This window comes from Shewanella sp. SM20 (assembly GCF_025654545.1).
In the GTDB taxonomy this organism is placed as follows: domain Bacteria; phylum Pseudomonadota; class Gammaproteobacteria; order Enterobacterales; family Shewanellaceae; genus Shewanella; species Shewanella oncorhynchi.
The window spans coordinates 15,217-27,958 of record NZ_JAKKRK010000033.1 but is presented as its reverse complement, the minus strand read 5'-3'; the positions used below and the strand labels follow the sequence as shown (position 1 = coordinate 27,958).

General features: G+C 47.5%; 13 protein-coding genes. 1 reads left to right on the top strand and 12 read right to left on the bottom strand.

The window, feature by feature from the left end; genetic code table 11:
- The first annotated feature begins 87 nt into the window (after positions 1-87).
- Positions 88-750, top strand: a complete 663-nt coding sequence (yrfG, locus tag L5M18_RS14485) for a GMP/IMP nucleotidase (protein ID WP_113941573.1) — start codon at positions 88-90, stop codon at positions 748-750.
- A gap of 143 nt (positions 751-893) precedes the next feature.
- Here the strand turns inward: yrfG and L5M18_RS14480 are convergent, their stop codons facing one another.
- The 12 genes from L5M18_RS14480 to gspC all read right to left on the bottom strand — a co-directional run bounded on the left by L5M18_RS14480 (position 894) and on the right by gspC (position 12,680).
- Positions 894-1,655: a type II secretion system protein N gene (locus tag L5M18_RS14480; protein ID WP_113941574.1), complete on the bottom strand. Its 762-nt coding sequence runs from the start codon at positions 1,653-1,655 to the stop codon at positions 894-896.
- 14 nt (positions 1,656-1,669) lie between these two features.
- Positions 1,670-2,146 (bottom strand): type II secretion system protein M, encoded by a 477-nt coding sequence (locus tag L5M18_RS14475; RefSeq protein ID WP_105251002.1) that lies wholly within the window; start codon positions 2,144-2,146, stop codon positions 1,670-1,672.
- A 1-nt stretch (position 2,147) separates the two neighbouring features.
- Positions 2,148-3,335, bottom strand: a complete 1,188-nt coding sequence (gene gspL / locus L5M18_RS14470; protein ID WP_173242587.1) for a type II secretion system protein GspL — start codon at positions 3,333-3,335, stop codon at positions 2,148-2,150.
- 313 nt (positions 3,336-3,648) lie between these two features.
- Positions 3,649-4,647, bottom strand: coding sequence for a type II secretion system minor pseudopilin GspK (gspK, locus tag L5M18_RS14465; RefSeq protein WP_105251000.1), 999 nt, complete (start codon positions 4,645-4,647; stop codon positions 3,649-3,651).
- Positions 4,644-5,417, bottom strand: a complete 774-nt coding sequence (gene gspJ / locus L5M18_RS14460) for a type II secretion system minor pseudopilin GspJ (RefSeq protein WP_263170018.1) — start codon at positions 5,415-5,417, stop codon at positions 4,644-4,646. Before gspJ ends, gspK begins: the two co-directional genes overlap by 4 nt.
- A complete protein-coding gene (gene gspI / locus L5M18_RS14455) occupies positions 5,398-5,766 on the bottom strand; it encodes a type II secretion system minor pseudopilin GspI (RefSeq protein WP_105250998.1) in 369 nt (122 codons plus the stop codon). Before gspI ends, gspJ begins: the two co-directional genes overlap by 20 nt.
- Positions 5,753-6,328: a type II secretion system minor pseudopilin GspH gene (gene gspH / locus L5M18_RS14450; protein ID WP_113941577.1), complete on the bottom strand. Its 576-nt coding sequence runs from the start codon at positions 6,326-6,328 to the stop codon at positions 5,753-5,755. The genes gspI and gspH overlap by 14 nt, the downstream gene beginning before the upstream one ends.
- A 1-nt stretch (position 6,329) precedes the next feature.
- Positions 6,330-6,764, bottom strand: coding sequence for a type II secretion system major pseudopilin GspG (gspG, locus tag L5M18_RS14445; protein WP_105250996.1), 435 nt, complete (start codon positions 6,762-6,764; stop codon positions 6,330-6,332).
- A gap of 62 nt (positions 6,765-6,826) precedes the next feature.
- Positions 6,827-8,050, bottom strand: coding sequence for a type II secretion system inner membrane protein GspF (gspF, locus tag L5M18_RS14440; protein WP_105250995.1), 1,224 nt, complete (start codon positions 8,048-8,050; stop codon positions 6,827-6,829).
- A gap of 3 nt (positions 8,051-8,053) precedes the next feature.
- Complete coding sequence (gspE, locus tag L5M18_RS14435) at positions 8,054-9,619, bottom strand: type II secretion system ATPase GspE (RefSeq protein WP_105250994.1); 1,566 nt, start codon at positions 9,617-9,619, stop codon at positions 8,054-8,056.
- Positions 9,612-11,726: a type II secretion system secretin GspD gene (gene gspD, locus L5M18_RS14430; protein WP_113941578.1), complete on the bottom strand. Its 2,115-nt coding sequence runs from the start codon at positions 11,724-11,726 to the stop codon at positions 9,612-9,614. The genes gspE and gspD overlap by 8 nt, the downstream gene beginning before the upstream one ends.
- Positions 11,727-11,750: 24 nt before the next feature.
- Entirely contained in the window at positions 11,751-12,680 is a 930-nt protein-coding gene (gene gspC, locus L5M18_RS14425; protein ID WP_131525237.1) for a type II secretion system protein GspC, read from the bottom strand.
- Between the last annotated feature and the right edge of the window lie 62 nt (positions 12,681-12,742).

The window sequence follows — 12,742 nt, the reverse complement described above, 5'->3', positions numbered from 1 at the left end:
GACTCGAATCATCGTCATCACTGAGTATTACGCAGTGCAACAATCAATGCTAAGCGTGATTCAGTTTTGCAAAAATAGGAAATACCCATGTTTAACTGGAAGACTATCGATACGGTTCTGCTCGATATGGATGGCACCCTATTGGATTTGCACTTCGACAATCATTTTTGGCTGAATTTAGTACCGCAGGAATTGAGTCGACAACAAGGTTTGAGCCACAACGAAGCGCAGCAATTAGTTGTGAACGCCTATGAGAAAGTCGTAGGCACGCTCGATTGGTACTGTCTCGATTATTGGCAGGAGCAACTGCAGCTCGACATTATGGGCTTGCACCGCACTTTAGTGGATCGTATTCAACTGCGCCAAGACAGCATGCCATTTTTAGCGGCGTTGGCCTCTGTAGGTAAACGGCGCATCTTAGTGACCAATGCGCATCCCAAGAGTCTTGCTCTAAAGCTTGAACATACCGAGCTAGCAGCAGGGCTCGATGACATGATTTCTAGCCACGAGACAGGTTACCCTAAGGAACACCCACAATTCTGGCTGACCTTGTTTAAACAATTCAACCTTGAACCAAGTCGCTGTCTCTTTATCGACGATAGCGAACCCATACTCAAAGCCGCTAAACTTGCTGGCGTGGGCCATCAATTGGGGATTGCTAACCCTGACAGTAAAAAACCAATCAAAGTCTTTCACGATTTTCCCGCAATTACCGACTATCACTCACTACTGACTGATCTAACGCGATAAAAAGGCTATAAAAAAGGCACCTAAGGTGCCTTCGTTTCTATGCATCGCGTTGTTTTATGATCGGACATTTAATCGCAACTCTCGCATTACGGCCTTCACATCTGAGCACTCACATTAAGTTTAAGTGCTCATCTAAAACAGCGCTATAACCCTGGAATCCGCCCCTGATATACCACAGGGAAATAACCATCCGCACCACGCTTACCTAAAATATTCAGCGACTCACGCATATCTTCCGGTTGCTCTGCCGTTTCTTTAATCTTAGCCTCAACCTTCACCATATTGCCTTCATCTAACTGTAAAGTACCAACAATACCAAGCTGGTTCTTGGTTTCATCTGTGGCCAATTGCGCTTTGCCTTCGACACAACTCAGTCCGAGTTCAATATTACCTAGAGGATAGTTACCAAACTGATTCTTAACATTGGTTTGATTCAAAAATAGCTTACCAGACAGCTGCTCGCACCAAGGTTTACCTTGCTCTAACGTCTCGACTAATAGGCTGACTTCACCAGTGATTTCGGTCTTAAAAGGCAGTTTTGCATTGCCGAGTAAAAAGCTATCCGGCGCTTCGAAACGTAACCCCTGCGCACTTAAGCCGCCCATGGACCAAGAGATTAATCCCTTAGCGCTGACAGGTGTTGCGCGGCTGCCCACTTGAAAATCGACTTTCACTTTACCTAAAAATAGCGCCCAAGGACTCAGATCCCAACGCACTTGCTCTACCTGGCGCTGCGGCATACTTAAGGTTTCTATGCTGCCAGACCAAATACTGCCACTCACACCCGAAACACTGATATTCGCGGGCAATGGGGCTAACGCTATCGCAATCTTAGCGGGGAATAGAACGACTAAAAATATTAAATAAATCAGTACGCCTATGATGACTTTTTTTATCAAACTCACAGCTACACCTTAATTTATTGCGCTAATTGGATACGTCTCACTTTGACATAGCCAGGTACATCGGCCTCAGCCAAATCAACACTTTCGAGCGAAAGTCCTTTCTTCTGCACTAACTCACTCAAATAACCTAACAAGGCATCAAAAGGAACATCGTCCATCCACACTTGGATCTTATCGCCTTGGGGCTGCATGCGAGTAATCACTAACCCATAATTGCCCGCAGTTTGGTTAACCACTGAGCTTAAACTGCCCGACGTCGTTGGCTTAGCACCGTTCTGCTTAAGACTCGCTATTTTATTCGCCGTTTGTTTTACATAGTTCAACGTCTGTTGCTGTGCATTGAGGTTACGTAATGCATCGGCTTCAGCATTGGCAATCGGCGTCCAAACACCCCAATAAAAAATACCAATGACTAAAAATACCGAGCAAAAGCCTACTAACTGCTGCTCGCGCGATGCGAGCCCTTGCCACCAAGTCCGCAAATTATCCATCTTATTTGCTCCTCAAGGTTAAGGTGCTGGTGACTTGCTCTTCACCGCTATTCATAGTGCCGCCATCGAGTTGAAAACGACGACCGACAATCTCTTTAAACTTCTCGATCTGCGCGTAATTTTTCGCACTCACTTGCATGCGGATCTCGTTACGAGCGCTTTCGAATCTTAAGCTATTAGGTTTAAGTTCAGGCACTTGCTTAAAGGCATCCTGTAAACCATCGAGCATGGCAAAAAACTCGGCACCACTACCCTGTCCCTGCAATGCACGTAACTGACTTTCCATCTGCGAACGTAGGTTAACAATGCGCGAATTTCCCGGGATCACTTGCTGATAAATGGATTCACTCTGGGCTTTAAGATCGGCAATCTGACCATTGACTTGATGTATAGTCAGCCCTTTATTCACTAAGGCCAGCACACAAGCGATGGCAATAACGATGGCCGCACTTTTCCACATCATCAACTGTTTGCTGTATTCACGCTTCGGCGTGTAAACGCCGCTCAGTAAATTCACTGGCGCATGCAAAATACCGCGGGCTAACACTAACATAGGTAGCTCAAGTGACTGCGGCTTAAGCTCGACCCCCTCGAGTTGCATCTCGGTATAACTGGCAACTGAGACCTCACCTTGCACTGGCTTAAGTTGTTCTAACGCAATTGGCAACCAAGGCAGAGGTAAGCTCTGGCCCGAAGCTAATCCGGTACGCAGCAATAGCTCATTGCCAAAATTCATTGCCGCCCATTGGCACTCTTGCAATGGCAAGGCTAAACAATCAGGCACAATGCGCTTCACTTTTAAACCCGCTTCGGTCAAACAACTCAGCCAAGTCTGCATTTGCTCATGTGCCACTGCGACCACACTTAAGGCATCACCATCACGTGGACCAACAGTAAAATGCATAGCATCGACATCATCGGCTAAGGCTTCTTCGAGCATAAAAGGCAAGGCTTTCAAGGCTTGGCGTTGACCTTTTTCGGGCAAATGCACACTAGTGAGCGTCATCGCCGCGGCGGGCACTAACACATCGACGGGACGATTGCCCGCACGCTCGGTTAAGGTCGACAAACCTTGGGCATTGGCGAGCTCGCCAGAGGCGATAATTTCCTGTTCTTGCTCTGACCAAACGAGCCAAGAGCACGCTTGCTCTGCTGTTCTGCCTAAGCGAATAAATAGCCGTTCACTCACAGTTTTTCTCCACCAGTCCCAGTCAAGAAAGTGTGACTGAGCTCGTTGCTATTATTTTTGTCCACCAGATTCTGCCGGGTGAGCACTTCCATTATTTTCGGCCACCAACATCAAACCCTGACGGGTGAGCACTGCCATTATTTTTGCCCACCAACATCAAACCCTGCCGGGTGAGCACTGCCATTATTTTTGTCCACCAACATCAAACCCTGCCGGGTGAGCACTTCCATTATTTTTGGCCACCAACATCAAACCCTGACGGGTGAGCACTTCCATTATTGTTGGCCACCAAACTGACGGGTGAGCACTGCCATTATTTTTGGCCACCAAACTGACGGGTGAGCACTTCCATTTTATTGCCGCCGCTCTTTTTGAGCACACTTTCCATTCTAAATACGGCGTTATCAACCTTCGCCCCCGAGGCCAATAAAAAATATTGGCTATCGATGACAAAGCTCGACTTCATGGCACCTTCCCACTTGATCGATCCCATGGATGAGCTTTCATAAAAATCATCTATCTTGGCAAAGCCATCACCGGGGCGTTGGTTGATGATACTTTCTGCTTCGCCTACCGAAATCTGATTTTCGAGCATGCCAGCTAATAGTGCCGCTTGCTCGACTTCCAAGGTATTCACATTCAGTAATTGCCTGTCATTACCTGGGATAACGCATACATAGGGCAAGAGTTTCAAATAGATATCTTGGGTGTATCCCATCACTGCCCGTAATTCACTGCGATGATTCATCAGCGTATTGGCCGCACGGTAAGGCACATTTCGCGCTTCGTATTCCGCATCTTCGGCACCATAAGGGCTAGCAGTGGTGTCTTCGTCGATATAATCTTTTAAGGTCTGGGTCAGACGGTCCGCACTAAAGTCGTCCATTCCTAAACTCACCAACAAGGCCTTATATTGCTTCGCCGCCAACGGCAGCTTAGGTTGACTGTTTTCCACCTCTTTCGTGGTCACAGACAAGGCATTTAAGTTAAAACAGGCACGCATATCTGTGATCTTGCCAGCAATTTCACCGTATTCAGCCGGAAACACCACATCGGCCATGGCCCAATATTGTTGCCTGTGGACCCGACCTTCCGAGTCGTCTAAATCTTGTTTTAAAATTTTCTTCGCCAGTTCTTCAGCAGAAATCGCGTACCAATAGGCTTGATCGTACTGGGCCAAGTTCAACGTTCGACGCATGGATAACTGATTACGGCCAGTGATATTTGTCGCGATGATCACCACCATGGCCACAATCAAGAGCACAACTATCAGTGCGACACCACGCTGTTTAGACCGAGATTGGGTTCTCATTCGCGGCCCTCATCTTCAGGGTCGCCATCACCAGAACCGTCACCTGGATCGTTCCCCGAGCCATCATCGACTCCATCACCATCTTTGTCTTTATCTTTGTTCGTATCGTCAGGATTTTCGTCTTTATTATCGTCATCCTTAGACTTTTCTGGTGCAACAGCACCCAGCGGCAACAAGAACTTACGTTGGATCTTGCCTAAACCTTCAATCTCAATCTCCATGGCGATCGCTTTAGGCAACTTAGTCGCCTCGACTTTGCGCTCCCACTTGTCTTCCATAAAGAAGGAATATTCCACCGACAGCACTTTGTCGATAATCACTGTCTTAATCGGCTCGGCGCCAAACTCAGGCTCAGGATAAGGAAAGTACCAACGTTCCAGCCGCCCTTCATGCACCACATACGCCACCGACTGCAAGCTGCCTCGCGGTAATAAACCGTCGGGATTTAACCAGCCTAAACGGTAAAACACTAAGGCTTCTGATTCCGAATCTAAAATATCATTGCCTGTTTGGAAGACGGTCGAACCTCGACCACCTTCGAGTAATCTTGGCGTGCGCGCCACCATTTGCGCGAGATCACGCTCAATCGCACCAAAGCCTTGTTGTAGAGCTTTAAGCCGAGTTGAAAAAGCGCGCGTCACTTCATCGTTAGTCAGCACTGTGCTGAGTACCGCATTAGAAGCCAAACCTATCATGGCGAAAATCGCGATGGCGATCAGCATTTCCAGCAGGGTGAATCCCCGCTGCGCACTAGTTAGTTTTAAGGACATAACTGCTCACTTGTGCGGCAATACGCTGATAGCGTTCGTCTTCACTCACACTTATGCGGATCATACGAAAATTATCGTCCGTCGTTTTCACCACTTCTTTACGCCAATACCAATCCTTTCCTGCGAGCTCAACTTGACCTTCTTTTTTACCGATTTCAGGAAACTGTGGATCGAGTCTGGCATCGACCATCTGATTATCAGCCACCCACTGTGCCAAAGTGCGCGATTCCAGAATCGGCATGTTTGCCATCTGCTCGCCCAAACTTTTAGTGATAGACACGGCCGCAATCGAAAATACGGCAAGGGCCACAATCACTTCGAGTAGGGTCATGCCCTTAACGCGTTTCATCGGGGCGCCCTATGGTTAATCTGCCCAGCGCATCACCGACCACTAACGTTTCGGCCTGCTGGCCTTTGTTAGTTTTAGCGATAAACGTCAGCTCAAAAGCGCTCATTTCACCGCTCGGGAATAGCATGACCTGTGGCTCAGGGTGTTTCTTCTTATCATCGGCAGAGGGTTCAATCAGCGGTTCTTCGAACCAAGAATCGTCTTTCTCATCCTCTTGTACCAAAGGTAAACCATCGAGCACTAAGTTCAGTACAACCCCTGGCTCCATTTGCTTTTCAGATAAGAGTCTGTCTTTATCCAAAGGCTCCCACTTACCTTCTTTATAAAAAACAAACTGATAACTGGTTTTCTCAATCACAATACCAATAAACTGGCCACTTAAAACGGTTTCATCAAGCACCATTTCAGTGGCCGCAATAAACTGCCGCGCCGTTCTATCTAAGGCCTGTTGCGGCCCAGAATTGCCGATAGACATAGTCACAGCCGCAGCCGTGAGCCCCATCAACAAAATCACTAGCATCACCTCCATTAAGGTGAAACCAGCGTGACGCAGCTTTAGCATCTTATTGGAAATTCTGTAAATTCCAGTTACCGATGTCATCTTCGGTACCTGGTTGACCATCGGGGCCTGCACTGAAAATGTCTAACTTGCCGTTTTCGCCAGGGCTTAACAACAGGTAGTTATTGCGCCATGGATCTTCTGGCAAACGTTTTACATAACCATCTTCACGGTAGTTACGTGGCTCAGGCGAAATCGTAGGCTTTTGCACTAATGCTTCTAAGCCTTGTTCGGTCGATGGATAGACACCGTTATCTAACTTATACATATCTAAGGCATTTTCGAGTGCAACTATGTCAGACACGGCTTTTTGTTGGTCAGCCTTATCTTTGTTACCCATCAAGTTAGGCACAACCATAGAGGCTAAAATCCCTAAAATCACGATAACAACCATCACTTCGAGTAAGGTAAAACCTTGATGTTTCTTGTTCATTTGCATCGACTACTTCTCCTAAAAAATCCTATGCCAATCGACTTGGTCATAATCCATAAATTCAAAAATTAACCGCTAATCAAGTTATTCAAGGCTAAAATTGGCTGCAAAATTGCCATCACGATAAAGAGCACAACACACGCCATACTGACCACCAGCATAGGCTCGAATACACCCAATGCTATGTTGACGTTACCTTCGAATTCCCTGTCTTGGTTATCGGCGGCCCGCTCTAACATCTGCTCAAGTTGACCACTCTTCTCGCCCGACGCAATCATGTATAACATCATAGCCGGAAACAACTTAGTATTAGTCAACGCTGCACCTAAGCTAGTTCCTTCCCGCACGCGTGCGGTCGCATCGTCAACTGCGGCGCGCACTCGCATATTCTGCAACACTTCACTCGCAATACGCATACCATCGAGCAAAGGCACTGAACTGGCGGATAAGATACTTAACGTCCGAGCAAAACGCGCCGTATTTAATCCCTTACTCACGCGGCCAACAACCGGCATGCTCAATAAAAAATTATCGTACTTCATCCGAAACGCAGGTGACTTTAACATGCGCCGAAAGAGTGCGAACAGCAGCACTAAGGCGATGACCACAAACACACCATAGTTTTGAACAAAGTCAGAGGCCGAGATCAAAAATCGGGTCGAGGCGGGAAGCTCAGCGCCCATGTGCTCAAACTGTCCGACCACTTTAGGCACAACCGCTGCTAGCAGGATTGAAATCACCCCTATCGCCACTGTGGTCAAAACCGCGGGATAAATCATGGCTTGGGTCAGCTTAGATTTAAGCTGTTGGCGTCGCTCGGTATAATCCGCCAGACGATTAAGCACCACTTCTAAGTGACCTGATTTTTCACCCGAGGCCACCATGGCACGGTATAAATCATCGAAAATATGCGGAAATTCAGCCAAGGAATCGGCCAGACTATAACCTTCCACCACCCGAGAACGTACCGCCATAATCATGCTCGCGAGACGATCTTTCTCGCACTGCTGACCAACGGCTTTAAGGGATTCTTCAATCGGTAAACCCGCGGCCACTAAGGTCGCAATTTGGCGGGTGATCAAAGCTAATTCAGCAACTGAAATACCACGTTTGAAAAACGAAAAACTGCTGCTCTTAGCTTTGGCTTCTTTTTCAGTAACAGGCAGTATTTCCAAGGGCATCATGCGCTGATCGCGCAGTTGGCTGCGGGCGTGTCTGGCGGTATCCGCCTCAATCACGCCCTTAAGCTGCTTTCCCTTGGCATCCAGTGCCTTATATTCAAATGCTGGCATAAATTACTCCTCGCGAGTCACACGTAGCACTTCTTCGAGAGTGGTGATGCCCGCGAGCACTTTGCTCATGCCATCGTGACGAATGCTCGGCACAAACTGACGAATATACTTTTCGATGGCTAACTCACCGCGGCCGCCATGGATCAATTCACGCACATTATCGTCAACCAGTAATAGCTCATGAATACCGGTTCGACCACGGTAGCCATTGTTACCACAGGATTTACAGCCATTGGCACGGAAAATACGCCTGTCGTCATCGGCGGCTATGCCCAGTAACTCACGCTCACGCGCATCGGGCACATGCTCGATTTTACATTTAGGACAAAGGGTTCGGATCAAACGTTGAGCCAACACGCCGAGCAAACTTGAAGACACGAGGAATGGCTCTACACCCATGTCTTGCAAACGTGTAATCGCGCCAGACGCTGTGTTGGTATGCAGGGTTGAAATCACCATGTGGCCAGTGAGTGACGCTTGCACCGCAATTTGCGCAGTTTCGAGGTCACGGATCTCACCTATCATCACCACATCGGGATCTTGACGCAAAATTGCGCGCAGACCACGGGCGAAGGTCATGTCGGCCTTAGTGTTTACTTGGGTCTGACCGATACCGTCTAACTCGTATTCGATAGGGTCTTCTACTGTGAGTATGTTGGTGTCTTTGGAGTTGATCTCCGTCAAACCCGCATACAAAGTGGTACTTTTACCCGAGCCCGTTGGGCCAGTCACCAAAATGATCCCGTGAGGGCGACGAATAAGATCTTCAAACTTAACGCGAATACTGTCTGTCATCCCCAATTGTTCTAAATCGAGGTTGCCAGTATTTTTATCCAGCAGACGCAGTACAACACGTTCACCGTGGCTCGATGGCATGGTCGATACCCGCACATCTACCGCACGACCTGCGATACGCAGCGAAATACGGCCATCCTGCGGCACACGTTTTTCGGCGATATCGAGGCGAGCCATAACCTTAATCCGCGACACTAGCAGCGACGACAGTTTACGGTTTGGCTTGAGGACTTCCTTAAGTACACCATCGATACGGAAACGCACCACAAGCTGTTTCTCGTAGGTTTCGATATGGATATCTGACGCTTCTTCTTTAATCGCTTCAGATAACAAAGCATTAATCAGTTTGATGATAGGCGCATCATCATCACCTTCGAGCAAGTCTTCGGTCTGCGGCAGCTCTTCGGCAAGGGTGAATAAATCCATCTCGTTGCCTATGTCTTCCATCAACTGCTGCGCTTCAGACGAGTTCGCCTGATATGCTTGAGTGAGTTTGGCCTCAAACTTCGCCACTTCGAGCTTAACCAAAGGCAAATCGACACCCGAATAACGCCGCGCTTCGAGCATAGCCGTTAACGGTGTTTTACTCGTATAGAACAAGCTTAACTCGCCCGTTTCGCCCAGCGCGAGCACCACATCGTGGCGGTGTGCAAAGGCAAAAGGTAAACGCTCTTTACTGCTCGAACGAAATACCTCATCACCTTCAGCTTCAAGGCCTAGCTCATTAGAGACTTGGCTAAGGTCATCGACTTGGGATAGTTGAATTTCACTCATTGGTTTTATCTTTGTTTTTGTTTTCATCGAGCGTTTTGAGCGTTGGATCCGTTTTACGCATCTGGGTCTCTAAACCTTTACCTTCTTTATAACGCTCTAAAATCTCGTTAACTTCAGGTGGTAAATACTCAGACTGATTCCATTCATCTAGTACAGGCACTTTAGTCTCAGGCATTAAGTTAACGCCACGCTCTTGCTGTTCAAGCTGTAATGCTCTGAAATAATTATATTTACGTCCCGCAATCCCTTCCATCGTGATGCCATCACGTATAATCGTTGGCTTGATGAAGATCATGAGGTTTTTCTTCGTTTTTTTACTCGAAGAAGATTTAAACAAATGTCCTAGAATAGGGATATCACCCAAGAACGGTACTTTTTGTATACTTTCTTGTACTTCTTCGTTGATCAAACCACCGAGTACCACAATTTGACCAGAATCCGCCATAACGGTAGTGGTTAAGCGACGAGTCGCGAAGGAAATATCCACGCCTGTATTACCGTTAACCCCAGAAACTTCCTGTTCAATCGTCAGCTTCACTGAGCTGCCTTCGTTGATCTGTGGCACCACTTTCAGTTTAACCCCAACCTCTTTACGCTCAACAGTTTGGAATGGGTTGCTATTGCTCGAGCTGGCGGTAGAACCTGTCAGAATAGGCACTTCGTCACCCACAATAAACGAGGCCTCTTGGTTATCTAAGGTGGTAATCGAAGGCGTTGCCAGTACGTTTGAGTTAGTGTCACTCGACACTGCTTGAATTAAGGCACCAAAGTCGCCCATGGCCACGCCCCAAGCCATACCGTTCACTTTACCTAAGGCTTGAGCAAGTAAAGTAACATCACCTTTAGTATCTGGGTTTTTGCCAATCACGTCACCTGTATTTGGGTTAGTGATGAATGTCCCTTCTTGATCTTGCGCCTGCCATACACCTGCACCAATTTCACCTATGGTTGGGCCTAAGTTATTAAACTGAGTACCACCACCCGCTTTCGCGGCCCATTGGACCCCAAAGCCGACGCTATCGCCTTCGGCGACTTCCACGATAATGGCTTCTACGAGTACCTGAGCACGGCGGATGTCGAGTTGATTAATCACGCTCTCGATAGTGCGCATCTGATCGGGTTCAGCACTGATCACTAAGGCGTTGGTTTCAGTATGCGCCATGATATTGATTTCATTACGGCGTTTACCACCTGCAGCCTGAGCGCTCGGATCTTTCTCGCCTTCCAACTTTTGGGCAAAACCGGTCAGCACTTCAACTAAATCTTCTGCTTTGGCATAACGTAGATAACGAACTTTTGTGTTACCTGTGCTGGCTTGTTCGGCATCGAGACGACGGATAAGCTCGACCACACGTTGGCGGCTCTTCTCATCACCGCTCACGACTACGGCATTGATACGTTCGTCAGCAACCACTTTTGGCGCTTGGCCTGGCAATTGGGATTGGTTAGCGGTAGCACGATAAAGGGTATCGATAATTCGTACCATTTCACCCGCGGAGGCAAATTCTAACGGCACCACTTGCACCGAGGTATCGCCTTGCTTATCCACTCGACGGATAATTTCGACTAACTTGTTCACGACAGCAGCACGGCCAGACAACATCAAGACATTGGAGGGGTCGTAGTTCACTACGTTGCCGCCACCCGCATTATCATTAAGTTGACGTAATAACGGCGCTAATTGCTTAGCCTCAGTGTTATACAAGGCCACGATACGCGTCACCATTTCATCACCAAGGCCGGGGTCATTATCGTTAGCGACTCGAATTGCAGCGGTTTTGGCATCTTTGTCTTTGATGACTTTAATAACGTTATTTTCCATCTCAACGATGGCATAACCGTAAACTTGTAAGACGTTGAGGAAAAACTGGTAATACTGTTCATCGTTCAACAGATCATAACTGCGAACGTTGATTTTGCCGCGAATTGTCGGGTCAACTATGATGGTCTTATTCAGGTTTTTACCAACGATATTGATAAATTCTTGAATATCCGTGCCTTTAAAGTTGGCCGCATACTGTTCAGACCAAGCGAATTGGGAGGAGAACATGGCTGCACCCGCAACAACCCCAGCAATCAGCTTGCGTCGAATCCTTTTGTTATTCATTCTTTTTCTTTCCTCTAACGCGTGTTATTGCGGCAAACTAAACATGATTTCAACCAATTGTCCTTCCCGCTCAACCATAATAGAAACTTCGGTTAACTCGGGTAATTGGCTCATCATTTCTAACGCTTGACTCATTACGGTCAAGTCGTATCCATTAATCGATTTGGCTAAATCGTTAGCTTTAAAACCCGCCTGCTTAAACAAATTGGCGTCTTTCCCTGGATTCAAGCGATATCCCGCCACAGCGTCACCCTGTCTGACAGGTGAAATGGCAATATAATCGGTGATCTTACTGGGGTCGGCTAACAATTCGGTGCGGGATTCGGCGAGTTCTTGGGAGATTTCGGCATTTTTACGTTGATCGACACGGCTCACTGCCGATCCAGTCTTATTAGTCTTAGCTTGTTGTAACTGCTGATTGGCTGGGCTTTGGCTAGTGTAAACTAAGCCATCGAGCATTAATGTCTCGTAACGGCCAGCGTTAGTGATGATAATACGGTCGGCATAGACTTCTTTCAGTGATGCCGAAGTGCCCTTAATTTTATCGCCTAAGCTGTAGGTCTCTTGGCTGCCGTTTGACTCAATGATCGCTAAGCCTTTCTGATCCGCTGTCGATGCAACAACGCCAGTGAGCTGAATAGAGAGCGTGGTCTTAGGCGCGTCGGTCACAGTCTCAACAACCTCAGTTTTTGGCTTTTCAGATTTAGCATCTGCCTTACCAAAGAGACCAAGCTGCTGTAAACCCGCAAGATCAACCTGCCCAGCACCTTTACCCGTCAGGTTGACGGGCGTTGGCGACCAAGCGCTGGGTGATGAGCTAGTAGGCACTAATTTCCATGTAATTTGCGCGGCTAACAACATGATCACAATAAAACCCAACCAGAAGACTATCCGGCTTAAGGGCTTATGGGGCATGCCAATGGCTTTCGCGATAACTTTATCTAATAAATCCATATTTTATGTGGACCCTCGATACAGGTCTCTGTTCTGATTATAATAATTAGGCGATTACCGTG